21 protein-coding genes and 2 tRNA genes are annotated in these 22,376 nt (G+C 61.9%); 7 read left to right on the top strand and 16 right to left on the bottom strand.

Annotated features, from left to right (window positions below; all coding sequences use genetic code 11):
* Positions 1-297 precede the first annotated feature (297 nt).
* The 5 genes from ACSQ3G_RS06775 to ACSQ3G_RS06755 form a co-directional block, all read right to left on the bottom strand.
* Entirely contained in the window at positions 298-3,129 is a 2,832-nt protein-coding gene (locus tag ACSQ3G_RS06775) for a valine--tRNA ligase (protein ID WP_436109478.1), read from the bottom strand.
* A gap of 141 nt (positions 3,130-3,270) precedes the next feature.
* On the bottom strand, positions 3,271-4,185 hold the full coding sequence (locus ACSQ3G_RS06770) for a PopZ family protein (protein WP_436109477.1): 915 nt from the start codon (positions 4,183-4,185) through the stop codon (positions 3,271-3,273).
* Positions 4,186-4,454: 269 nt separating this feature from the next.
* Positions 4,455-5,108, bottom strand: a complete 654-nt coding sequence (locus tag ACSQ3G_RS06765; protein WP_436109476.1) for a protein-L-isoaspartate O-methyltransferase family protein — start codon at positions 5,106-5,108, stop codon at positions 4,455-4,457.
* A 152-nt stretch (positions 5,109-5,260) separates the two neighbouring features.
* The gene (locus ACSQ3G_RS06760) at positions 5,261-5,458 is read right to left on the bottom strand and encodes a hypothetical protein (RefSeq protein ID WP_046624114.1); all 198 of its coding nucleotides are present in this window, start codon (positions 5,456-5,458) and stop codon (positions 5,261-5,263) included.
* Between the two features lie 173 nt (positions 5,459-5,631).
* Positions 5,632-5,705: transfer RNA gene (locus ACSQ3G_RS06755), tRNA-Cys, on the bottom strand.
* A gap of 253 nt (positions 5,706-5,958) precedes the next feature.
* Between ACSQ3G_RS06755 and ACSQ3G_RS06750 the strand changes: the two genes are divergently transcribed.
* Entirely contained in the window at positions 5,959-6,234 is a 276-nt protein-coding gene (locus ACSQ3G_RS06750; RefSeq protein ID WP_436109475.1) for a DUF982 domain-containing protein, read from the top strand.
* 36 nt (positions 6,235-6,270) lie between these two features.
* Here the strand turns inward: ACSQ3G_RS06750 and ACSQ3G_RS06745 are convergent, their stop codons facing one another.
* The gene (locus ACSQ3G_RS06745; RefSeq protein WP_436109474.1) at positions 6,271-6,555 is read right to left on the bottom strand and encodes a hypothetical protein; all 285 of its coding nucleotides are present in this window, start codon (positions 6,553-6,555) and stop codon (positions 6,271-6,273) included.
* Between the two features lie 447 nt (positions 6,556-7,002).
* On the opposite strand from ACSQ3G_RS06745, the gene ACSQ3G_RS06740 reads away from it, so the two are divergent.
* Entirely contained in the window at positions 7,003-7,644 is a 642-nt protein-coding gene (locus ACSQ3G_RS06740) for an exopolysaccharide biosynthesis protein (protein WP_245447980.1), read from the top strand.
* 12 nt (positions 7,645-7,656) lie between these two features.
* On the opposite strand, the gene ACSQ3G_RS06735 is transcribed toward ACSQ3G_RS06740, so the two are convergent.
* Positions 7,657-7,911 (bottom strand): hypothetical protein, encoded by a 255-nt coding sequence (locus tag ACSQ3G_RS06735; protein WP_245282820.1) that lies wholly within the window; start codon positions 7,909-7,911, stop codon positions 7,657-7,659.
* Positions 7,912-8,103: 192 nt separating this feature from the next.
* On the opposite strand from ACSQ3G_RS06735, the gene ACSQ3G_RS06730 reads away from it, so the two are divergent.
* From ACSQ3G_RS06730 to ACSQ3G_RS06720, 3 genes are all read left to right on the top strand, one after another.
* Positions 8,104-8,178: transfer RNA gene (locus ACSQ3G_RS06730), tRNA-Asn, on the top strand.
* A gap of 436 nt (positions 8,179-8,614) precedes the next feature.
* Entirely contained in the window at positions 8,615-8,842 is a 228-nt protein-coding gene (locus ACSQ3G_RS06725) for a hypothetical protein (protein WP_105401167.1), read from the top strand.
* On the top strand, positions 8,839-9,018 hold the full coding sequence (locus tag ACSQ3G_RS06720; RefSeq protein WP_436109473.1) for a hypothetical protein: 180 nt from the start codon (positions 8,839-8,841) through the stop codon (positions 9,016-9,018). The genes ACSQ3G_RS06725 and ACSQ3G_RS06720 overlap by 4 nt, the downstream gene beginning before the upstream one ends.
* 339 nt (positions 9,019-9,357) lie before the next feature.
* Here ACSQ3G_RS06720 and ACSQ3G_RS06715 read toward each other — a convergent pair whose 3' ends face one another.
* From ACSQ3G_RS06715 to ACSQ3G_RS06705, 3 genes are read right to left on the bottom strand one after another with little or no spacing between them, the layout of a single operon-like run.
* Positions 9,358-10,461 carry an amidohydrolase family protein gene (locus tag ACSQ3G_RS06715; RefSeq protein ID WP_436109472.1) on the bottom strand — a complete coding sequence of 368 codons (1,104 nt, stop codon included), beginning with the start codon at positions 10,459-10,461 and terminating at the stop codon, positions 9,358-9,360.
* A gap of 5 nt (positions 10,462-10,466) precedes the next feature.
* Entirely contained in the window at positions 10,467-11,540 is a 1,074-nt protein-coding gene (locus tag ACSQ3G_RS06710; protein ID WP_436109471.1) for an amidohydrolase family protein, read from the bottom strand.
* 34 nt (positions 11,541-11,574) lie between these two features.
* Entirely contained in the window at positions 11,575-13,221 is a 1,647-nt protein-coding gene (locus ACSQ3G_RS06705; RefSeq protein ID WP_436109470.1) for a GMC family oxidoreductase, read from the bottom strand.
* A 327-nt stretch (positions 13,222-13,548) separates the two neighbouring features.
* On the opposite strand from ACSQ3G_RS06705, the gene ACSQ3G_RS06700 reads away from it, so the two are divergent.
* Positions 13,549-15,138: an ABC transporter substrate-binding protein gene (locus ACSQ3G_RS06700; RefSeq protein ID WP_436109469.1), complete on the top strand. Its 1,590-nt coding sequence runs from the start codon at positions 13,549-13,551 to the stop codon at positions 15,136-15,138.
* Positions 15,139-15,253: 115 nt separating this feature from the next.
* Here ACSQ3G_RS06700 and ACSQ3G_RS06695 read toward each other — a convergent pair whose 3' ends face one another.
* Positions 15,254-15,820, bottom strand: coding sequence for a TetR/AcrR family transcriptional regulator (locus ACSQ3G_RS06695; RefSeq protein ID WP_436109468.1), 567 nt, complete (start codon positions 15,818-15,820; stop codon positions 15,254-15,256).
* A gap of 161 nt (positions 15,821-15,981) precedes the next feature.
* On the opposite strand from ACSQ3G_RS06695, the gene ACSQ3G_RS06690 reads away from it, so the two are divergent.
* The gene (locus ACSQ3G_RS06690; RefSeq protein ID WP_436109467.1) at positions 15,982-16,500 is read left to right on the top strand and encodes a hypothetical protein; all 519 of its coding nucleotides are present in this window, start codon (positions 15,982-15,984) and stop codon (positions 16,498-16,500) included.
* A gap of 74 nt (positions 16,501-16,574) precedes the next feature.
* On the opposite strand, the gene ACSQ3G_RS06685 is transcribed toward ACSQ3G_RS06690, so the two are convergent.
* The 5 genes from ACSQ3G_RS06685 to ACSQ3G_RS06665 all read right to left on the bottom strand — a co-directional run bounded on the left by ACSQ3G_RS06685 (position 16,575) and on the right by ACSQ3G_RS06665 (position 22,319).
* A complete protein-coding gene (locus ACSQ3G_RS06685) occupies positions 16,575-17,486 on the bottom strand; it encodes an ABC transporter permease (RefSeq protein ID WP_436109466.1) in 912 nt (303 codons plus the stop codon).
* Complete coding sequence (locus ACSQ3G_RS06680) at positions 17,483-18,403, bottom strand: ABC transporter permease (RefSeq protein ID WP_436111676.1); 921 nt, start codon at positions 18,401-18,403, stop codon at positions 17,483-17,485. Before ACSQ3G_RS06680 ends, ACSQ3G_RS06685 begins: the two co-directional genes overlap by 4 nt.
* A gap of 215 nt (positions 18,404-18,618) precedes the next feature.
* Positions 18,619-20,184: an ABC transporter substrate-binding protein gene (locus tag ACSQ3G_RS06675; RefSeq protein ID WP_436109465.1), complete on the bottom strand. Its 1,566-nt coding sequence runs from the start codon at positions 20,182-20,184 to the stop codon at positions 18,619-18,621.
* A 51-nt stretch (positions 20,185-20,235) separates the two neighbouring features.
* On the bottom strand, positions 20,236-21,291 hold the full coding sequence (locus ACSQ3G_RS06670) for an ABC transporter ATP-binding protein (RefSeq protein ID WP_436109464.1): 1,056 nt from the start codon (positions 21,289-21,291) through the stop codon (positions 20,236-20,238).
* Positions 21,288-22,319, bottom strand: a complete 1,032-nt coding sequence (locus tag ACSQ3G_RS06665; RefSeq protein WP_436109463.1) for an ABC transporter ATP-binding protein — start codon at positions 22,317-22,319, stop codon at positions 21,288-21,290. Before ACSQ3G_RS06665 ends, ACSQ3G_RS06670 begins: the two co-directional genes overlap by 4 nt.
* Positions 22,320-22,376: the final 57 nt, after the last annotated feature.

Below are 22,376 nucleotides of genomic sequence, written 5' to 3'. Positions count from 1 at the left end.
GGCTGTCCGGCGCTTCGCGGCGCAAACGCTCTATAGATTTACGTAAGCAAACCAGGAACCGGGGCTTTGATGCCGATTTCGGCACAAAATTGCTCTTTCTCCCTTAACTGGATCGTTAAAATTAGAATTTTATTATTTTAAGCCGGCTATCTGTGTCAATGTGGCAACAATGCGGCTTTCTGCAAGTGAGCAGTTGCACACATGCGACCCAGGGCCAACAAATGGTTGCGAAAAGGAAATGCCGCGCCCGTTTCCGGCGCGGCACCCCTTATTTCCACTGATTCACGATGAAGACGGTCAGCCGGCTTCGCTGATGCGCAGAAGAGCAGTCTTCAGGTTCGCCATCTGGACTTCCAGTTCGGCAAAGCGTTCGCGCTCTGCAGCAACCACTTCGGGATCGGCATTGGCGACGAACTTTTCGTTGGCCAGCTTCTTGCCGATGCGGTCCATCTCGGCCTCGGTCTTGCCGATCGCCTTCTCGATGCGTGCCTTTTCGGCCACGAGATCGATCAGGTTGCCGAGCGGCAGGCAGGCGGTCGCCTCGCCGACGACGATCTGGGCGGAACCCTTCGGGGCTGCGTCGGCAAGTTCGATGGTTTCCACGCGCGCAAGCCGGCGGACGGCCGCCTCGTGACGGCGCAGACGCGCCTGGGTCAGCTCGTTGGCGCCGACGACGATCAGCGGCGCAACGGCCGATGGCGGCACGTTCATCTCGGCGCGGGCCGAGCGCAGACCCGTGACGAGGTCGACCAGCCAGTTGATCTCTTCCGCAGCCGCCTGGTCGGCGAATTCCGGCGCCGGCCAATCGGCGTGGCAAAGCAGCCCGTCGCGCGTTTCGGTGTGGGCCCAGAGTTCTTCCGTCATGAACGGCATGAACGGATGCAGGAGCTTGTAGGTCTCTTCCAGCACGTAGGCCGCACAGGCCTGGGCCTCCGCCTTGGCACCCTCGTCCTCGCTTGCGAAGATCGGCTTCAGGAGTTCCAGATACCAGTCGCAGACCTGGTTCCAGACGAAGCGGTAGAGAGAAGCCGAAGCCTCGTTGAAGCGCTGGGTCTCGATCGCCTCGGTTACGTCGCGGATGGTTTCGGAAAGTTCGGTCAATATCCAGCGGTTGACGGTCAGCGCCGTTGCCTCCGGCAGGAAGGCCGGGTCGCGCTTGACGCCGTTCATTTCGGCAAAGCGGGTGGCGTTCCAGAGCTTGGTGCCGAAATTGCGGTAACCGGCGATGCGGGCCGGATCGAGCTTCACATCACGCCCCTGCGCCGCCATGATCGCCAGCGTGAAGCGCAAGGCGTCGGCGCCGTATTCGTCGATCAGGTCGAGCGGATCGATGACGTTGCCCTTCGACTTCGACATCTTCTGACCGTTCTTGTCGCGAACGAGCGCATGGACATAGACGGTGTGGAAGGGCTCGACCGGATTGCCATCCTCGTCCTTCATGAAATGAAGGCCCATCATCATCATGCGGGCAACCCAGAAGAAGATGATGTCGAAACCGGTGACCAATGCGCTGGTCGGATAATACTTCTCAAGCTCCCTGGTCTGGTCCGGCCAGCCAAGCGTCGAGAACGGCCAGAGCGCCGAAGAGAACCAGGTGTCGAGCACGTCCTCGTCGCGGGTCAGGATCTCGCCCGGTTTGAAATTCTCCAAGAGATCCTCGACAAGAGCCTTCATCGGCCCTTCGTGCGAAAGATAGTGCTGAATGGCGGCCTGCAGCGCCTCTTCCTCGGTTTTTTCGACAAAGACCTGGCCGTCCGGGCCATACCAGGCCGGGATCTGATGTCCCCACCAGAGCTGACGCGATATGCACCAGGGCTGGATGTTCTCCATCCATTCGAAATAGGTCTTGTCCCAGTTCTTGGGCACGAACTTGGTGCGGCCTTCCTTGACGGAAGCGATCGCCGGCTGCGCCAGGGTGTGGGCGTCGACATACCATTGTTCGGTCAGCCTCGGCTCGATCGGCACGCCGCCACGATCGCCATGCGGCACCATGTGCTTGTGCGGCTCGACCTTGTCGAGCAGGCCTGCTTCCTCGAAAATCTCGACGACGATCTTGCGGGCGGTGAAGCGATCCTGGCCTTCGAGACGATCCCAGGCGCCGTGAAGTGCTGCCGGATGATCGAGGCCTTCGAGGAAATCCTCGTTGTCCTTGATGGTGATCGTACCGTCGACGTTCATCACGTTGATGGCACGCAGCCGTGCTCGCTTGCCGACCTCGAAGTCGTTGAAGTCGTGCGCGGGGGTGATCTTGACCGCACCGGTGCCAGCCGTCGGATCGGCATAGTCGTCCGCGACGATCGGGATCCTGCGACCGACGATCGGCAGGATGACGTGCTTGCCGACGATGGCCTTGTAGCGCTCGTCCTCGGGGTTCACCGCAATGCCGGTATCGCCGAGCATGGTTTCCGGACGCGTCGTCGCGACGACGATATAATCACGCGTCTCGAATTCGGTCGCATTGCCGTCTTCGTCGAATGTGACCGGATACTGGTAGGTGACGCCTTCCTCAAGCGGATAGCGGAAGTGCCAGAGATTGCCGTTGACCTCGTGTTGCTCGACTTCGAGGTCGGAGATCGCGGTCAGCAGCTTCGGGTCCCAGTTGACGAGGCGTTTGTCCTTGTAGATCAGGCCCTGCTTGTAGAGCGTGACGAAGACTTCGAGGACCGCGGCCGACAGGCCCTCGTCCATGGTGAAACGTTCGCGCGACCAGTCACAGGAAGCACCGAGGCGCTTCAGCTGGTTGAAGATCAGCCCGCCCGATTCTTCCTTCCACTCCCAGATCTTGTCGACGAAGGCCTCGCGGCCCATTTCGCGGCGTCCCGGAAGCTGGCGCTCCATCAACTGGCGCTCGACGACCATCTGGGTGGCGATGCCCGCATGGTCCATGCCCGGCTGCCACAGCACGTCCTTGCCGCGCATCCGCTCGAAGCGGATCATGATGTCCTGCAGCGTGTTGTTGAGCGCATGGCCCATATGCAGCGAACCGGTCACGTTCGGCGGCGGGATCACGATCGTGAAGGTTTCCGCGCCCGGCTTGGCGTTGACGCCGGCGCGGAAAGCGTCGGCCTCGTCCCAGGCCTTGGCGATCCTCGGTTCTACTTCTGCGGAATCGTAGGTCTTTTCGAGCATTTCCTGACCCGTTTTTGTTCTTTGAGAGCTATCGGGGTGTAAATAGGATGGGGTGTTCCAAGTCAATAAAAAAGCCGCCCCGTCACCGGAGCGGCCGTATCGATCAGCCTTGCGGGCGGATGGGTTAAGCCAACCGCTGGCTTAGCGGCGCGTGCCGCGGGACACGCGTTCGATTTCCTCGCGCACCAGGCGCTCGACCAGCGTCGGCAGGTTGTCGTCCAGCCATTCCTGCAGCATCGGCCGCAGCATGTCGCCGGCCATGTCCTCGAGCGAGCGGCGTTCCATGCCGTTGAATACCGAGGCGAGCTCGCTGAAGGATTTCGCGACCTGAGCGCCGGCTTCGGCGGACAGAAGGTTCGCGGTCTCCTCGATCTTCGCCGGCAGGCTGCGCGGCGCGGGTTCTGCGACGAGTTTCGGTTCTGTTTTCGGCTCGATTCTCGGTTCGGGCCGCACCGGTGCCTCGGCTCTGTGCGTAGCCGACAGCGGCGGGTCGAAGACCGGCATCATGACACGCTGGACCGGCTCCGGCTGCGGCGCCACCGGGGCAGCCTGCGTGACGGGGGCTGGTTGGGTGGCCGGTTCGCGGAATTCGGGCATGCGCGGCATCGGGCGAAGCTGAGCCGGCTCCTCCTGGCGCGCCGCCGATGCGGGCGAGGACGGCGTTTGCGCGGAAGAGGCACCCGCCGACGGGGCCGGCGCAGTCGAAGCGGCCGAGAGGCGTACGGGGCCGGTCTCCTGCTGGCGGGTGGAAGCGGCCCGGACCCTTGCGGCGACATCTGCGAGCGACAGGGTACGATCCTGCTGTGCCGTCTGGCCCGACGATCCCGACGGGTAGTTCATCGGCTCGTTGCGCGACGGCGCGCCGCGATCATTGGCGGCCATGTCGGGAACAAAGCCCGTCTCTTCGCCGTCTTCGATCTCATCATCGCCATAAACCGGGGGAAGCTGGCCGCTGAGCGCGTTCTCGGCGTTCGGTTCATTGCTTTCAATGATCCGGCGAATGGACGCCAAGATTTCTTCCATGGAGGGTTCACGCGCTACATTTGGCTGAGCCATTTTCATCCCCGCTGTTACCGGCACTCGAGTCGGCCCCGTGGAGGGTGAACCGAATCGACGTTACTCTAAGGTGTTGGGGGGGCTGGAAACAATGACAAGTGCCCCAGGCCTCCTACCGATACACAGTTTTGTTGGGGTTGTGAATCCCGTAAGTCACACTTGCAGGAAACAAGTGACACTGGCGTGAAACAGACAGGTGGCGCCGCCGGAAACGACAAAGGGGCCGCAAGGCCCCTTCCCGTTCATGGCGTTCGAACCGCGCCGATCGATCAGAACACGAATTCCTTGGCCTTTCGGAAGCCCGGCAGTGGCTTCACCGACGCGTTGAAAGAGGCGCTTTCGGAGATGGAACCCTGCTCCTTCACCAGCACCTTCGCCTGGGCGGCGTTGCCATAGCCGACGACGGCGACCAGCCGTCCGCCATCGCGCAGCTGTTCCAGAAGCGCGGCAGGCACTTCCTCGACGGCACCGTTGACGAAGACCAGGTCATAGGGCGCCTCGGCGGCATAACCATTCTCGAGCTCGCCGGTCACGACCGCGACGTTGTCGTAGCCGAGCGAGGAGAGCGTCGCGGTTGCCTGCGAGGCCAGCGTCTCATCCGCCTCCAGCGAGACGACGGAGCCGGCGATCAGCGACAGGACGGCGGTCGCATAACCGCTGCCGGTGCCGATTTCGAGCACCACGTCGTCCTTGGTGATGGCGGCAAGCTGCAGAAGCTTGGCAAGCGGCGAAGCCTCCATCAGGTAGCGGCCGGGGGCAACCTCGATGTCCGCATCGATATAGGCGAGCGATTTTGCCTTGGCCGGCACGAAAGCCTCGCGCGGAACATTGTAGAAGGCCCGCAGAACCGAATGCGACGTGACATCGGTGGTGCGGATCTGATTTTCGACCATCTTCGTCCGTGCTGCTTCGAAATCCATCATCTCAGTCGTCCCAAATCACCCGGCGATGCGCCGGTCTACGCATGACCGTCTTACTGACGGCAGGACATGCTTTCAAGACACTGGCCGCTTTCGAAGCAAAAAAGCGGAGGAGACCGCCTCGCTCTCCTCCGGTTCAACCGTGGGGCCGAGGCTCAAGCGTAGGCCGGCGGCGCTTCTTCCAGCTTGCGGATGGTCACGTAGTCCCGGCTATAGGAAGAGCGCAGGCTGTGATCCTTGTCGAAGGCGGACTGCTCGGCGGAGGTCAGCGGGAACATGCCGTCGGCGAATGTGCCGGTGCCTTCGACCTCGTTGGCTGCCTGACGGTGTACGTTGATTATCCTGGTGATCATGGCGCCTTCCCTCCGTTCCACCCCGTAAATGCTGAGCGGGCCTTTCTGTTCCGAGCCTAGGAGGAGAAGGTTAAAAAATTAACCATGTTGCAGCGCACACAAATATGTGTGGTAAATGCTTGGTATCAAAGCACGTTTGGATTTGAGGAACAGGTCCGGGCAGAAGGGGAAATTGGAGGCCTCGCCGAGAATCGAACTCGGGTGCAAGGATTTGCAGTCCTCTGCGTCACCACTCCGCCACGAGGCCGTCCGAACGCATAAAGAGCGAGTGGTGTCGGGCGTTTAGAACGAATCGAATAACGGCGCAAGCGGGTTTGGGCCGTTTGTCCCTTTTTTCCTGCACGAGGCCACGGCCGGCAGGTCGATAACTGCATTCCAACCCCCGCGCTTGCATTCGCAGCCCCTCGGGATGAGCGCCGGGATGGCATCCAAGCCGGTTTCATAAAAAATTCACCAAACCTCGGGAACCAAATCCATTCGGATGAGTTTTCTACGCCGCAATGCAAGGTGTAGACATGACGAGTAGCCTAACTGAAGCAGACGATGCCGTGTGGAGTTCCCCGGTCAGAGTACGCGTTGGATACGGTTTCCCAGAAATGGTCCACGGGCCGAAAGAAGCCCTGGAGTACCTCAACTGGCGCTGGCCGGTGCGCGAAGGTACCTATTACATCAAGGCCCTGAAGGAATGCGCAGCCTGCCTGCAGCGGAAGCTCCCCCTGGAAAAGGTGCGGGAAACCTTCATCCTCGCCAGTATCGAAGCGAAGATGCTGAACTGACCTCGATCTAACCCCTGCCGATCACACGGCGTGAGCTTACGCTGGCCAGTAGAAGTCGGAACGATAATCAGCCGGAATGTCGGCCAATCTGGCGATGGCTTCGGCCACGAATCCGATCTGCATGGCCAGATAACGGATTTCGCGCGGCACCGGTATGCCGGTCATTGTTTCGCGATTACGCCAGGTCTCGTATCCGGTCGACCTGATCCTCCGTTCGGCCTCGCGAAGCACGTCGTCGCGGCTCGGCATCTCGCCCTCGGCCAGATCGACAGGCTTCGCCACGCAGGCCGCAAGCCCGCCCTCGATCACTCTCAGACCCATGTTCACCCTCGTCTTCAATCCCGGCAGCAATCCTAGTGATTCGGGGAGAGATGCGCCAGAGTCTCTGCGGTAACACTAGAGTCTCTGCGGTAACACTAAAGTAGCGACGGCCCGGCGACTGTGCTAAAATGATGTCGTTGCCGGGTGGGGGAGCACCGGGCGGCGAAGATGCGGTAGGAGGAGACCGTAATGCAGTATCTGGAATTCATCACCACGCTCAATCCGGTGGTCCTGGCAATCCTCGCGGTCGTGCTGGCCTGCGGGGCGTACGATTATTGGGCACAGTCCCGATAACGGCCTGATAGCGCCTGCCGGACTGCGCGGCCTTTGATTTTCCATGAGACGCCAGGCGTTCACGTTTCCGGCAGGTTGTAGCTCGCGCCTTTGCGAGGACACGGTTTGTTGATATCCATGCCGCTCAATTGAAGCGGAATGGAGAAACGAAGAGTGAGCGCAAGCATCGAGTTCGACGATACCTCAACCTCGCTGAGCGGCACGCTGCGGCAGCTTATCGACGGCATCACGGGTCAGTCGGTGACGTTGCGCCAACTGATGGACGCGGTCGGCGAACAGGGCCTGCTGCTCATCTGCGCCGTCGCCTCCCTGCCCTTCCTCCTCCCCGTGTCGATCCCCGGCGTCAGCACCGTGTTCGGGGCGGCGATCATCCTGATCAGCCTGGCGATCACCGCCAACCGGCTGCCGTGGCTGCCGAAGAAAATCCTCGACCGCGAGCTCGATACGAAGAAACTGCTGCCGGCGCTGGAAAAAGGCGTCAGCATCGTCTCGCGCCTCGACCGGTTCCTGAAGCCGCGCATCTCCGGATTGACCACCGGGCGGCTCGTCAACCGGGTGAACGGCCTGGCGATCGCGGCCGGCGGCGTGCTCCTGATGTTTCCGCTGGGCCTGGTGCCGTTCTCCAATACGCTGCCGGCGATCGCGATCCTGCTTCTGTCGACCGGCATGATCCAGCGCGACGGGCTGATCGTGCTCGGCGGTTACCTCTTCAACGTCGTGACGGTGATCTATTTCGCCGTGCTTGCCTACCTGGCGTTCAGCGCCGGCCAGGGTATCGCGTCAATGTTCGCCTGATCGGGCAGCCCCTTATCGCTGCTCGGCCTTGCGGCCCCGCCGCCTTGCCCACCAGAGCGCGATACGGCGCCGTTGACGCCGCACGAAGGGCAGATCGTGCGAAAGCACCAGGAAGCCCAGCGGCAGCATCCAGAAGCCAAGGATCGGCAGGAAGCCGAGCATGCCGCAGAAAATCAGGACGAGACCGACGATGACCCGGCCGATCCGCGAGCGCGGCATGGGAATCTGTACGCTTCCGAGCGCCAGCTTGCCGCTTTGCGGGTCCATTCCAAATCGCGTCGGCTTCCGTTCGCCTGCCACTCTCGATTATCCTCACCGGTTAGAGGCCAAACTTTGCCCGGGAAATGGGGCTTTACCGGGGATAAAACAACCAAGTTCGTTTTTTTTGCAAAAACCGCTTGGCAAAACGACAAAGCATTTGTATTACCCGCCGCACACGCCGCGACCCTTCGCGGATGATCCCTGGTAGCTCAGCGGTAGAGCATTCGACTGTTAATCGACAGGTCGCCGGTTCGAATCCGGCCCGGGGAGCCATTTTCAGAATTAAGTGCCCATTATCGCTATATTTCTCGATAATGGGCACTTTCTTCCCCACTTCCCCTCCCCACTTTTGAAGTCCGCAAACCTGGTTCGACTCCTGTGGATAAGCGGAAGTTGCTACCGAGGTCTTATACGCGGGTATACCTGGCTTGCGAAACTCGACGCGTTGAAGCCCGAAAGCAGATGAAAGCGACCGACTAGGCACAGGCGCTAGGCCGGATCACGCAGCCTTACGCTAGGACCATTGCCGTTCGAATCGATGAAGATAATTCCGGCAGCCTCTAGGGGGACCGGCGCGACGCCCTCTCCCTTGCCCGGGAGAGGGCTTTTTAATGAGATAGGCGAACCGGCCCGAAGTGAGTTTTGACAAAGAGGAACGATCAAGCTCCGATTTGGTTTAACTCACATTCTTTGCGGTATGGAGGCCACCATGTGGGCAATCCTGATCGGTGCCGCCCTAATAATCGGCGGACTTCTTCTTCTCTTTTCGTCTGCACTTGGTCGAAGACCGAGTGATCCGCATCGAATGCCGCAAGGCGGCGGCACGCTTGAGCCACGGCGCCAGGGCCTCAGGTACCTGGGAATATCGAAAAACTGGCCAGGCCTAGCCATAATCGCGGCAGGCGCACTTCTGTTGGCTCTGGGTGGTTATTCGTGACGCTCGACACGCTTGGCCGCGCCAAAACGCTGAATAGCTTTCCAATAACGCCTCACCAGCGCCACCACCACCACAGAGGAGACATCGGCAACCTTGCCGACGGCATATCTGTGTTTTCGTTGGAAAAAGGTGTTGCACGGCAGAAGACCAAACTCCCGGCCTACTCGACGGGCTGATGTCGCCCCAGCAGATTTCCGAACGTATCAAGGCATCGGCCGGCGTCACGCTTGCCCCGCGCACAATATGGAGAAGGCTCGCCGCATAGGCGTTGCGAAGAAGATCGGCAGATCCATGTCAACGATATCCCGAAGCTGCTGGAGCCGGAGACCAAACCCGATTAGTGGCCGCGGCCCGGGGAGGCCATTTTCAACAAAAGCGCGCTTTTTGGCGCGCTTTTGTCGTTTCAGGCGCCATTGAACCAGATTTTCACCCTGTTGACGCCGCGAGCCTTGTTGACCCCACGCACGACGCGGCAAGTTGCCGGGCGCTGTTCGGAATCGGGTTCTCTGCCGAGCTTATTTCAGGCCGAACAATCCCACCGCGTTGTCGCGGAAGATCGCGGAGCGCTCGGCCGGCGTCAGCGGCACCTTGAAGGCAAAACGCGGATCGTCGAAATCCCAGTGCGGATAGTCGGTCGAGAACATCAGCCGGTCCGTGCCGATCCAGCGGAGAATATCGAGGAGATGCCGGTTGTTCTCCGGCTCCTCGATCGGCTGGGTGGTGTACCAGAAATTCTCGCGCACATATTCGGACGGCTTGCGCTTCACATGCGGAACCTCGTCGCGCATGCGCTTCCATTCCCGGTCGAGCCGCCAGACGAGCGACGGCAGCCAGGAGAACCCGCCTTCGACGAGCACGATCTTCAGCTTCGGGAATTGTTCGAACACGCCTTCGAGGATCATGCTGGAGAGCACGGTCTGGAGGCTGTTGGAGGCGGCGTAGTGCTCCTCCAGGTAAAACGAGCTCCAGCCGGACGGCGTATTCGGCCGGTAGCCGAAGGCGCTGGTATGCAGCCCGATCGGCAGGCCGTAATGCTCGGCCGCCTCGTAGATCGGCCAGTAGCGGCGGCGGCCGCAGGGCTCTAGCGTGCGCGGCGGCATGGCGATCTGCACGAAACGACGGTCGGTGACACGCCGGTCGATCTCGGCAACCGATTCCCTCGCGTCCTCCTGGGGCACGCAGATGGATGCCTTCAGGCGCGGTTCCGGCCCGGCGAACTTGTCGATCTGCCAGTCGTTGAGGGCGGCGCAGAGTGCGGCGCCAAGCTCCTGGTTGAAGGCGACGCTGCCGGCTGCGAGCGGCTGCAGGATGCCGTAGTCGATGTTGCATTCATCGAGCAGCTGTTGCCGCAGGAATGCCAGATCGGAGGCCGGCGGGCCGCCGTTCGGAGGCCAGGAATCGCGGCGCATGCCGTTGCCCGGCGTCATGCGCGGATAGGGCAGCGTGCCGAGCAAGGGGTTTGCCGTGCGCACTGCGAAATCCCGCACATGCGTTTTCCAGCGTTCGGGCAGGTAGTCGAGCAACTGGTCCGGCCGGGAGAAAGCCGGATGCACGTCGCAATCCACCACGCCCTGCATCTGGGATTTTTCGGAGCTACGTTCGAGTACCGGGGTTTCCATGGGGATCAGCCTCCAAATCTCGGATAGGTGACGAGAACGTTGTCGCGAAGGATCTTGTTCACCTTGGCTTCCGGCAGGCCCTCGGGCAGCACGTCCAGCCCCTCGAAATGCCAATGGGGATAGTCCGAGGAGAACAACAGCATATCATCGCTGAGCACATGGTCGAGCGTCCTGGCGACGTCCTCGACATCGTCCGGTCCGTCGAAGGGCTGCGACGTCATGCGGATATGCCTGCGGATGATGTCGGCCGGTGCGTCCTTGACCCACGGCACCTCGATGCGGGTGCCGCGCCAGTCCTTGCTCATGCGCCACATCAGTGCCGGCATCCAGGTCACGCCGGACTCGATCATCACGGCCTTCAGCTTCGGATATTTGACGAAGACGCCCTCGGAAATCAGGCTCGCGACCTGGGTTGCGAAGCCTTGCGGCTGCACCACATGGTCCTCGATCAGGAACGAATGGAAGCCGCTATGGCTCGGCGCGTGGCGGAAATTCGATCCCGCATGAATGCCGATCGGCAGGCCGTGTTTCTCGGCCGCCTCGTAGATCGGCCAGTAAGTGCGGCGGCCGAGCGGCAGCTCGGTCATGGCGAGCGTCAGGACCTGCACGAAACGCTTGTCGTCGGCCCGACGCTCGATCTCCTCGACCGCAGCCTCGACATTCTGGAACGGCACCAGCATCGATGCCCTGAGACGGCTGTCGCGGCTTAGCCACTTGTCGGCCAGCCAGTCGTTGGTGGCGCGGCATATCGCGGCTGCGAGGTAGGGATCGAACAGGGCGTGGGCGCCTGAAACCACATTGAGGATGGCGCCTCCGAGACCCAGCGGGTCGAGCAGGTTCTTCTGCATCTGCGCGAGCGGATCACCGCTCCACGTCCAGTCCGGCCGCATATAAGGACGCGTGCGCTCGGGATACCCCATCAGTTCCAGCACGTCGACTTCGCGTGACGTCACCATCTCCTGCCAGTAGTCGTCGAGATAGGGAAGCAGGTCGGCGCGACGCGGTGTCGGCGGGTGGACGTCGCAATCGATCGCCCCGGCAGTGTCGAATCTAGCCATCTTCTTATGCGTCTCGCTCATCGTTGACATCTGTGCTGCTCTCGTATGTGCGGCCTCACGCCGCCTGCGTCCCCATCTTTTCCTCGAGCCCGAGCCTTTCCTCGCGGATGAAATCCGCAGCCTTTTCCGCGATCATCACGGTCGGGGCCTGGGTATTGCCGGAGACGATGGTCGGCATGATCGAGGCGTCGACCACGCGCAACCCGGCGAGGCCGTGGACCCGTAGCCGATCGTCGACCACCGCCATGCGGTCGCGGCCCATCTTGCAGGTGCCTACCGGGTGAAAGGTGGTGTTGAGGGTTTGGCGCGCGTAGTCGAGCATTTCGTCTTGCGACTGCACGGCTGCGGTCGGCGCGATTTCCTCCGGCTCGAAAGGCGCCATGGCGGGGCTCGTAGCGATCCTCCGGACCGCTTCGATCGACCGGATCAGGATTTCGCGGTCGGCCTCCTCCTTCAGGAAATTGTGCAGGATGCGCGGCTGAGCCGAAGGGTCCCTGCCCCCAACATGGCAATAGCCGCGGCTTGCCGGCCGCAGGATGCAGGCAGACGAGGTGATGCCGGGGAACGGATGCATGGCGCCGCCGAAACTCGGCGAGGTGGCGCCGGAGACGTGGATCTGGATTTCCGGCGCCGGCGCATCCGGCGTGGTCTTGAGGAAGGCGCCCAACAGCGTCGGCGAGCCGCCAAGCGGCCCGCGTTTGGTCGCAAGATACTGCATGCCGAGCAGCATCCGGCCGAACCGCGTTCCGGCGCGGGTATTCAGCGTGTGGGTATTGCGAAGACGGTGCTGTACCCTGATGTGCCAGTGATCCTGCAGGTTCTCGCCGACGCCCGGCAACGCGTGCAGCACCTCTATTCGGGCAGATGCAAGCACGTCCGGAGCGCCAATGCCGGAGCGTTCGAGGATGGCCGGCGAGCTATAGGCACCGGCCGACAGAATGACTTCCCGCCCCGCTTTCGCCTCGTGGTTCCGGCCATCCAGGCTGAACACGACTCCGCTCGCTTGGCTGCCCTCCAGGGTGATCCTGTCGACGAGAGCGCCGGTCACGACGGTCAGGTTGCGGCGGTTGCGGACAGGTTCCAGAAATGCGCGGGCGGTGGAATGGCGCACGCCGTTCTTGATGGTGGCGACGAAGAAGGCCACGCCTTCGTTGTCGCCGGAATTGTAGTCGTCGGCAGCGGGAAGACCCTGCTCGATCGCCGCCTGGCGATAGGCTTCCAGGGCCTCCCAGCGCACATTGGGATCGGAAACCGCCCATTCACCCTCGGTGCCATGCGCCTCGGAACCGGCCCGATGGAACGTTTCGGAGCGCTTGAAATAGGGCAGCACGCTTTCCCAGGACCAGCCACGATTGCCGAGCTGCGCCCATTGATCGTAGTCATAGGCATGGCCGCGCACATAGATGAGGCCATTGATCGCGGAACTGCCCCCGAGCATTTTTCCGCGCGGCAGGGCGAGCTGACGGCCGTTGAGGTAGGGTTCGGGCTCGCCCTTGTAGAGCCAGTCATATTGGGGCCTGCCGATGAGATGGGCGAGACCGAGCGGCATGTCGACGTAGAAGCCGCGCCCCTCGCCGCCGCCCTCGATCGTCAGCACCTCGACCGTCGGGTCCGCAGACAGCCGGTTGGCCAGAACGCAGCCTGCCGTGCCACCGCCCACGATGACGTAATCGTAGGTACGGGAATGCTCGAACGCACCCATGGTGTCTCCTCCACTTTCCGCAACAGGCAGCCGCGCGCCTCGCGATCACGGCGCCAAAACGGGCACCGGAAGAGCAAAGGACACAACGGCCGCACAATCACAGCCTCCCGTACAATCATGGCATACGAGCCGGTTGGAAGGAAGTCGTGTTGCGGCAAAACCGAATACAAAAGTATACATCGACATCCTCCTGTTGTAGGTTTCCCCTACGGCAGGTTGCTGCAGTTCGGGAGGAGGAAGCCGAATCGCGGGTGTGATGTATGCATCACCAGTCTTGTCGGCATGAGTTTGTTTCATCAGTTTGTTTCATTGGGGAGGAGCCCAGAGATGAGCAAGACGAAGGACGGCGTGCCGTCAATCATCCATGACAGCAGGATCAACCGGAGAACGCTTCTGGCGTCCGGCGCAGCGCTCGGAGGCGCGATGCTGCTGCCCGGGCAGATGTTCGCCCAGACGCCGCAGGCCAAACCGGGCGGCACCTTGCGCATTGCCATGCCGTTCAACCCGGCCGCACTCGACCCGATGACCGGGCGCAACGTGCCGGACTTCAACGCGCTTTATGCGCTGTTCGACGCGCTGATCGCCTTCGATCCGGCAACGCTCGAGCTCAAGCCGATGCTGGCCAAGGACTGGACCTTCTCCGATCCGACGACGCTGGTGCTCAACCTCGTCGATGGCGTGAAATTCCATGACGGCACCCCGTTCAACGCCGAGGCCGTGAAATTCAACCTCGACCGCTTCATCAACGATCCGCGCTCCAACGTAAAATCGGACCTGGTTTCGGTTGCGTCGGTGGCGGTCACCGGCCCGAGCCAAGTGACGCTCAAGCTGAAGCAGCCGAACTATTCGCTGCCGACCATCCTGACCGGCCGCGTCGGCTGCATCGTCTCGCCCGCCTCCATCAAGGCGGCCGCCGACGGCAATGTCGATCGCAATCCCGTCGGCACCGGACCGTTCAAGTTCGCCGAGTGGCGCGACAACGACCTGATCCGTGTCGAGAAGAACCCGAACTACTGGCAGCCGGGCCTGCCCTATCTCGACGGCATCAACTTCCGCATCATCAACGAGCTGAACACCGCCGCGCGCACGGTGACGGCCGGTGAAACCGATCTCGCGCTCAACATGGCCGCGCAGCAGATCGCCACCGCCCGCCGGGTGCAGGACCTGACGGCCGAAGCCAACCCTTCGATGATCTTCTTCACCCTGATGATGAATTTCGCCAAGCCGCCGCTCAACGACCTCCGGGTCCGGCAGGCGATGAACTACGCCATCAATCGCGACGAACTGAACCAAGTCCTGATGCTCGGCCTCGGCGAGCCGACCTCGACCATGTTTCCCAAGGATTTCTGGGCGGTGGATGGCGACACGGCGCATTTCTACAAGCACGATCCGAACAAGGCGCGCAGCCTGCTGGCGGAGGCCGGGTATCCGAAGGGTCTGGAAGTCGAAACCTGGAGCTGGCCGGACCAGACGTCGATGCAGCGCATGGAACTGGTCGGCAACCAGCTCGAACAGGTCGGCATCCGCCTCAAGGTCACCCCCTCGCCCCCCCAGGTGGTCAACCAGCGCTTCTACATCGAGGGCCAGGGCGCGATGATCCTCAACCCGCAGGGCGGCTGGCTCGACCCGAGCCAGACCTACGAGCGGCTGTTCGGAGCGACCGGCCAGTTCAACGCAGGCAAGGTGGAAGATCCCCAGTTCCGCAAGCTGCTCACCGCGACAGGCACCTCGGCCGATGCCGGCGAACGCAAGAAGGCATTTGCCGCGCTCCAGCGCTTCGTCGTGGAGCAGGCCCTGCACCTGCCGCTGGTGACCTCGGCCGCCATGTCGATCCGCAACAAGAAGGTCAAGGACTTCCGGTACGACCGGCTGCACTCGCCGCGCTTCCACCGCGTGTGGCTCGACCAGACCGCGTGATCCGCAGCCAAGATGCGATAGACGCGACGAAACAGCCCGACCGCGAGGCCAGGCTGTTTCGCATCTAGATTGCTCCGTTGTCACTCACCTTTCCCAAGCTTTACAGATTTGTAAGCTACTTGAGCTGTGGGAGTTCGGCACAGGCGAGACGGCGATACATCGACGCCATTTGCTCTGGCGCTATTCGTGCTCCGGAATCTAGCCACCAGATAAGCAGGGCCATAAAGCTTCCGGTGTAGAACGCGACGATCATCGGCTGAGGAATAAAGCTCTCCTCTGCAGAGACATCCGAGGTATGAACCTGCTCTCGAATGAGGTCTCCAAATATTTGATCTATTCGGGCCAGAGCAATTGTTCTTCCTCGTCCGCGCCGGAGGGCTTTGTAGGAGCCGTAGTGATTGCGGGCATGCTGGAAAATCGGTTCGACAAAGTCGAAGGGGATGTTTGAGCCACTTGGACGTTGCCTTTCGATTTCGTTGAGCAGGTGCTCGAACACGCTTCGTTTGAGATCATCTTTGCCGGTGAAATGCAGGTAGAAGGTCGAGCGCGCGACGTTCGCCTCCGTGCAGATGTCATTGACTGTCACATTCTCGTAGCCCCTGGAGTGAATGAGGCTTTTCAGCGCATGTTGAAGGGTGGTGCGGGTACGGTTGATCCGCCGGTCCCGAATTGGAGCCTGCATGCGTCCTCCACTGGTCATTCGCAGCCAAGTGTCCAAAAAACTTCATTCTGCGCATTCTGTTCGTTGATCCCATCCTGGACAACGTGTCACCGAATATTACGCCCGCTCCCGATAGCCAGCAAGCAGGAGAGGTCTCGCTCACGCTCACTCAAAGGCTTCAGATGCTCTTCAGTCCGAATGTTCGAAAGGCAGCCCTGGTTCTTCACGTCGTTACCTCGGTAGGTTCAATAGGCTCCGTCGCCGCCTTTTTGGCTTTGGCGGGAACAGGGCTGGTGACGTCAGAAACGGAATTGTTCTTGGGTGTTTATCCATCGATGGACTTGATCACCTTGGTCGTTATCGTCCCCCTTCTTGGCTCGGCGCTGCTGCTTGGCATCATTCAAGCACTCTTCACCCCGTGGCGACTACTCGATCATTGGTGGGTGCTCACCAAGCTGGTAATTTCCATAGCTATTCTAGCGGTTCTCCTTGCACAGCTGCCAGGGATTGCCAGCCTGGCCGATGCCAGTGTTGCGAGACTCCCTTTTCCCCCAGAACTGAGGCGAATTCAGCTTTCGGTCGTAGTCCATTCTGCGGCAGGGTTGATCGTGCTTCTCATTCCTCTCCTGCTTTCCATTTACAAGCCGTGGGGACTGACGGCTTTTGGAAGGCGCAAAGCCGAACGAAGACTTCGTCGATGACGTCGACAAGACAAGATCGCAAGGACCTGCCGGATATGACCCGGATTGAACAGGATCTGCTCTAAAATCGGGAACTACCGGCGCTTGATGGTCGGATCGAGGAGCACGCGGATCGATTCGCCGAGCGTGTTGAAGGCGAGCGCCGTGAACAGGATGGCGAAACCCGGCGCATACATCTGCTCGGGCGCCACCTCGACATAGTGATAGGCGCGCGCCAGCATGCCACCCCAGCTCGACTCAGGGGGCTGGACACCGAGCGACAGGAAGCTCAATCCGGCCTCCGCCAGAAGCGCCACGGCCAGCATCAGGGTCACCTCGACGATGACAGGTTGTATCGCATTGGGCAGGATATGGCGCAGGATCAGGTGCAGGCGCGACGCGCCGAAACCGGTCGCCGCCTCGACATAAAGCGCGTTCTTCACCACCAGCGTCTGCGCCCGCATCGTCCGGGCAAGCACCGGCGCAAACGCGAAGCCGACGGCGATCATCGCATTGGTGAGACCGATGCCGAGCGCGCCTGTCACGGCGACGGCCAGCACGAGCGGCGGAAAGGCCAGGACGCCGTCGATGATGCGGCTGCCGACCTGATCGACCCAGCCGCCGACAAAACCGATGAACACGCCAAGCGGCACGCCGATCGCCACGCCGATGCCGACGGCGAGGCTCGCGGCATAAAGCGCGTTGTAGGAACCGTATATCAGCCGGCTCAGCGTATCGCGGCCAAGGTCGTCGGTGCCGAGCCAGTGCGCGCCGCTCGGCGGCGCCAGAAGGTCCATCAGGTTCTGCTTGTTCGGCGCATAGGGCGCGATCACCGGCGCGAAGATCGCCGCCAGAACCAGGACGGAGAGATAGGCAAGGCTGATCAGCGCACGCTTGTCGCCCCACAGCCAGGCCCAGAAGCGGAAGCGGACGGGGGGCGGAAGGGTCGCCCTGGCTGCCGGCGCAGCAGCGTTTGGGGTGATCGCGGTCATGTTCGTATCGGTCATGTGGAGGCTGCCACTCTGGGATCGAAAGTCGCGTTGAGCACGTCGACCAGGAGATTGGTGAGGATCACCACCAGCACCAGCACGAGCGCCACGCCCTGCACCACCGGGAAATCCTTGTTGAGCGCCGAATAGCTGATGAGGTTGCCGACGCCGGGGATGGCGAAGACCGCCTCGATGATGACGGCGCTGGAAAACAGCCGGTTCACCTGCAGGCCGGCAATTGTCAGCATCGTCGCCGCCACGTTACGCAGCCCGTGCTTCCACAGGATGGCGCCGGAACCGAGCCCCTTGGCCCGCAGCGTGCGGATATATTGCGAGCCCAGCACTTCGAGCAGCGCGCTGCGCACCTGCCTCGCCAGAACCGCGACCACGCCGGTGGAGAGTGCTACCGCCGGAAGGGTTGCGTAATAGAGCGACTCCAGCGGTTTTTCGAAGACGGACACCGCGCCGGTCGCCGGGAACCAGCGATAACCGAGCGAAAAGAGCGTCACCAGAATGATGCCGAGCCAGAAATTGGGCACCGCGACACCGAGCGAGGCGACGCTGGTGATAATCTTGTCGAGCGTGGTGCCCTGGCGCGTCGCGGCAAGAATGCCGAGGGGAATGCCCAGCGCGGCGCCGAGAACCAGCGCATAGAGCACCAGCAGGACCGTGTGCGGCAGGCGCGAAAGGATCAGCCGCAGAACCGATTCGTTCGAGAACAGCGAATGACCGAGATCGCCCTGCAGGGCATTTCCCAGCCAGAAGAAATATTGCACCAGCATCGGACGGTCGAATCCGTAGATCTGGCGGATTTCCGCGATCCGTTCCGCCGTCGCATAGTCGCCCGCGATCATCATGGCCGGGTCGCCAGGCATCATGTAGACGAGGGAAAACACCACGAAGGTGGCCACAATCATCACGGGCACCAGCTGCATGAGCCTTTGCGCAACCATCCCGGGGACGCCGTACATCATCGATACTCCGTCAATCCGCAATTGACGCCGGCCAATTCAGGGGGCCGGCGCGGGAACACCGGACGCGCAGAAACACTGCCTTCCGATGCGGGGGGCGGCACGGGCAAAACCGCAGCGCTCCGGTTCCGGGCGATCCCCGGTGCGACGGTCGCATCGGGGATCGCATCGCTTGAGGCTCAGGCCTCCATCCACACCTTGTGGAAGCGCGGGCGCTGCAGCAGGCTGAAATTGAAGCCGTGCACCTTGGGCGTACGAATGATGATGCCGGCAGACGAGAACTGCGGCAGGTGCAGCGCGTTTTCCAGCACGAAACGCTGCATCTTGTGGAGCACGCCCTTGCGCTTGGCATTGTCGAACGTGTTCATCGACGCATCCATCAGCTCACGATAGCCCGGCAGCTCGATCTTCGCCGCGTTGCGGTAGGCAGTCGCGGAGAATTGGCGATCGTAGGCCGTTGCCGGATCCGGAAGACCGCCGGTCGGGGTCATCAGCATCTGCCCCTTCTTCTCGGTGAGGAAGTATTGCATCGTCTGCGCCGGCTGCGCCGGAGTGACCTTCAGCCGGATGCCCGCCTCGGCAAGCTGGGCACCCAGGACTTCCTGACGCTGCACCGCCGCCTGGTCGGCCCAGGTGAAGGTGGCGATCTCGATGCCGTTTGCGAAACCTGCCGCCTTCAGCAGCGACTTGGCGCGGTCGAGATCCAGCTTGTAGTAGTTTTCGGTCGCGGGATCGTTGGCCCAGAAGCCTGCCGGGAACATGCTGCAATGCCCTCCGCCGAGACCGCCCCACAGGACCTGATTGAGCACCGGCCGGTCGAGCGCCCAGTTCATCGCCTGCCGAACGCGAACGTCCTTCAGCGGCCCCTCACCGTAGTTCAGGAAAGCCGTGTAGTAGATCATCGACGGCGTCGCTTCGGCGACCAGCTTCGGGTCGCGCTTTGCCACAGCCATCTGCTGCGCGCTCATGTTGAGGACGATATCGGATTCGCCGGCAGTCACCGTGCGGACAGCCGTGTTGAACTCGTTGACGATGCGCATGTCGACGCCGTCGAGATAGGGCTTGTCACCCCAGTAGTTGGCGTTTTTCACCACCTTGATCAGGGTGTTGTCTTGCCATTCGACGAACTTGAACGGCCCGGTACCGACGGGCGCGCGGTCGACATTGCCGCCCGCGGCAGCCTTAACCGAAGCGGGCGACACGATGAGGCCGGCACGGTCGGTCAGGATCGCAGGCAGGGTGGCGTCCGGATATTTCAGCTTCAGCGAAACCTGATAGGGGCCGGTCGCCTCGACCTTGTCGACGACCGCAAGGTCCGATTTGACGTTGGAGCGATCGTAGGTGCTGCAGCGCTGCAGGTGGAAAACCACCGCCTCGGCATTGAACGGCGTTCCATCATGGAACTCGACGCCCTGGCGCAGTTCGAGAACCAGCGTCGTCGGGTCCGTGAACTTCCAGGAGGTGGCCAGCATCGGCTGCAGTTCGAGCGTCTGCGGATCAAAGCCGATCAGCGCGTCGAACATCAGGAGAAGGGCGTTGAAATCGGGATTGTTGCGGCCCGTCAGCGGGTCGAGCGCGGCGGGGTTGAACGGCATCACGGCCCTCAGAGTGCCGCCGGATCTCGGTTGAGGGGACTGAGCCCGCACGGTTGCCGGCAGCAGGGCCAGGCCGCCGGCGGCGACCGTTCCAGCCAACAGCGAACGACGGCTAATATCGGGTATCTTTCCAAATAAATTTGTGGTCACGTCTTCTCCTCCATCATCCATGACCGGCCGTGTTCGGCCGCAATATCAGCGTCACATCATCTCAGCGCCTTGGTGGGCAGCGTTCCTTTCCTCAAGACCAAGACTTCTCCTCTCCTTTTCGCCCAGCATCTCTTCGGCGAAATGGCACGCGACATGCCGCCCGGGTAGCATTTCGCGCTGCCGGGGTTCCTGCGCGCGACAGATGTCGCGCACCCGCGGACAGCGCGTGTGGAAACGGCAGCCGCCCGGCGGCGCGATCGCACTTGGTATCTCGCCCTGAAGGATGATTCTCTGCCGGGCATCGGCCGCCGTCGGGTCTATCTCCGGTTCGGCCGAGCGCAGCGCCTCCGTATAGGGATGCAGCGGCGTTTCGATCACGGCGTGGGCGGGGCCGACCTCGACGATCTTGCCGAAATACATGACGGCCACGCGGTCGCTGATATGGCTGACCACCCGCAGATCATGGCTGATGAAGACGTAGGTGAGGCCGAACTGCTCCTGCAGCCGGGCAAAAAGATTGAGCATGTCGGCCTGGATCGACACGTCGAGCGCCGCCACCACCTCATCGCAGACGATCACGTTCGGATCCAGCATCAGCGCCCGGGCGATATTGGCCCGCTGCTTCTGGCCGCCGGAAATCTCGTGCGGATAACGGTTGGCCATTTCGGCCGACAGCGACACCCGGTCGAGCATCGCAAACGCCTTTTCGCGCCGCTCGGCCTTCGTCCCCTCGCCGGCTATGTTCAAGGGTTCGCAGATGCTCTGAAGGATGGTCATGCGCGGATCGAAGGCCGCATTCGGATCCTGCGAGACGATCTGATATTTGCGCCGGTGGCGGTTGAGTTCGCGGCGGGAAAACTTGAACGGATCGATGCCGTCATGCAGAACGCCGCCGCCGCTTGGACTGAGCAGGCCGACGAGACAACGTCCGAGCGTCGATTTGCCGGAGCCGGATTCGCCGATCACGCCGAAGATCTCGCCCCTGCGGACGCTGAAGCTGACCCCGTCGACTGCGCGGATCAGCGAGCTGCGCCGCGGATTGCCGAAGGTGACATGCAGATCATCGACATCAAGCGCCGACTGCTCGGAAGGAGCGCTCAAACTCATGCTCCGACCCCTCTCAATGCGAGTTCTTCCCACCGATTGCAGCGCACTTCCCTGCGATCGTTATCCTCCATGCCCTCGTTCTCAATGCTTTGGGGCAGTTCGCAGGGCTGCATGGAATAGGAGCAGCGCGGCCCGAAACGACAGCCCTTCGGCATGTGACGCAGCGACGGAACGCGGCCGGCGATCGAGGGCAGCGTGCCGCGCGCGCGGTTGCTATCGGGTATCGAGTGCAGGAGACCGGCCGTGTAAGGGTGGCGGGGGCCGGCGATAACGTCCCTCACCGGACCGCCCTCGACGACCTGCCCTGCATACATGGTGACCATCCGATGGCAGCTCTGGGCGACCAGTCCGAGATTGTGGGTGATGAACATGATGGCCGTGCCGGTGCGATCGGCCAGGCCTAGAAGCAGGTCCATGATCTGCGCCTGGATGGTCACGTCGAGAGCCGTGGTCGGCTCGTCGGCAATCAGCAGGCGCGGTTCGCAGACCAACGCCATGGCGATCATCACCCGCTGGCGCATGCCGCCCGAAAGGTTCATCGGATAGAGCGTGGCGACGTGGCCCGGCGATGCGATGCCGACCGAATCCAGCGCCGCGATGGCGCGCTCCGCAGCCTCCCGACGGCTGAGCTTGAAATGTCGCTGAAGGGTCTCCTCGATCTGGTAACCCACGGTGAACACGGGGTCTAGGGCGCTCATCGGCTCCTGGAAAATCATGCTGATGTGCCGGCCGCGAATGCGATTCATCTGCGATTCGGAACAGGCGGCGAGGTTCTGGCCGCCGAACAGGATCTTGCCGCCAAGGCGAGAATCGCGCGGCGGCAGGAGCCGGAGAATGGAGAGCGCGGTCATCGACTTGCCGCAGCCACTTTCGCCGACGACACCGAGAATTTCCTTCGGCTTCACCGAAAGCGAAACATTGTTGAGGACTTCGACCCAACCCGATTGGTCACGCAGTGACAACGTCAGGTTCTGGATATCCAGAAGCGTGTCCTGGCCGGCCATCGTGGTCTCGGCAAGCTGCTGCATCCGGCCCTGATCCTCCTATCAGTCCGCTGCCCGCTTGATCAATATGTGACATGCGGG

Source organism: Neorhizobium tomejilense (genome assembly GCF_964254135.1).
GTDB lineage: Bacteria > Pseudomonadota > Alphaproteobacteria > Rhizobiales > Rhizobiaceae > Neorhizobium > Neorhizobium tomejilense.
This window is presented reverse-complemented; position numbering and strand designations above follow the sequence as displayed.

Excerpts from the sequence above, each read along its gene's own strand:
- ACSQ3G_RS06715 (WP_436109472.1), bottom strand. The coding sequence starts at position 10,461 with ATGGAAACCCCGGTACTCGAACGTAGCTCCGAAAAATCCCAGATGCAG.
- ACSQ3G_RS06735 (WP_245282820.1), bottom strand. The coding sequence starts at position 7,911 with ATGGACCCGCAAAGCGGCAAGCTGGCGCTCGGAAGCGTACAGATTCCC.
- ACSQ3G_RS06705 (WP_436109470.1), bottom strand. The coding sequence starts at position 13,221 with ATGGGTGCGTTCGAGCATTCCCGTACCTACGATTACGTCATCGTGGGC.
- ACSQ3G_RS06770 (WP_436109477.1), bottom strand. The coding sequence starts at position 4,185 with ATGGCTCAGCCAAATGTAGCGCGTGAACCCTCCATGGAAGAAATCTTG.
- ACSQ3G_RS06700 (WP_436109469.1), top strand. The coding sequence starts at position 13,549 with ATGAGCAAGACGAAGGACGGCGTGCCGTCAATCATCCATGACAGCAGG.
- ACSQ3G_RS06775 (WP_436109478.1), bottom strand. The coding sequence starts at position 3,129 with ATGCTCGAAAAGACCTACGATTCCGCAGAAGTAGAACCGAGGATCGCC.
- ACSQ3G_RS06685 (WP_436109466.1), bottom strand. The coding sequence starts at position 17,486 with ATGACCGATACGAACATGACCGCGATCACCCCAAACGCTGCTGCGCCG.
- ACSQ3G_RS06760 (WP_046624114.1), bottom strand. The coding sequence starts at position 5,458 with ATGATCACCAGGATAATCAACGTACACCGTCAGGCAGCCAACGAGGTC.
- ACSQ3G_RS06680 (WP_436111676.1), bottom strand. The coding sequence starts at position 18,403 with ATGCAGCTGGTGCCCGTGATGATTGTGGCCACCTTCGTGGTGTTTTCC.
- ACSQ3G_RS06710 (WP_436109471.1), bottom strand. The coding sequence starts at position 11,540 with ATGAGCGAGACGCATAAGAAGATGGCTAGATTCGACACTGCCGGGGCG.
- ACSQ3G_RS06745 (WP_436109474.1), bottom strand. The coding sequence starts at position 6,555 with ATGGGTCTGAGAGTGATCGAGGGCGGGCTTGCGGCCTGCGTGGCGAAG.
- ACSQ3G_RS06695 (WP_436109468.1), bottom strand. The coding sequence starts at position 15,820 with ATGCAGGCTCCAATTCGGGACCGGCGGATCAACCGTACCCGCACCACC.
- ACSQ3G_RS06665 (WP_436109463.1), bottom strand. The coding sequence starts at position 22,319 with ATGCAGCAGCTTGCCGAGACCACGATGGCCGGCCAGGACACGCTTCTG.
- ACSQ3G_RS06750 (WP_436109475.1), top strand. The coding sequence starts at position 5,959 with ATGCAAGGTGTAGACATGACGAGTAGCCTAACTGAAGCAGACGATGCC.
- ACSQ3G_RS06765 (WP_436109476.1), bottom strand. The coding sequence starts at position 5,108 with ATGATGGATTTCGAAGCAGCACGGACGAAGATGGTCGAAAATCAGATC.
- ACSQ3G_RS06690 (WP_436109467.1), top strand. The coding sequence starts at position 15,982 with ATGCTCTTCAGTCCGAATGTTCGAAAGGCAGCCCTGGTTCTTCACGTC.
- ACSQ3G_RS06670 (WP_436109464.1), bottom strand. The coding sequence starts at position 21,291 with ATGAGTTTGAGCGCTCCTTCCGAGCAGTCGGCGCTTGATGTCGATGAT.
- ACSQ3G_RS06725 (WP_105401167.1), top strand. The coding sequence starts at position 8,615 with ATGTGGGCAATCCTGATCGGTGCCGCCCTAATAATCGGCGGACTTCTT.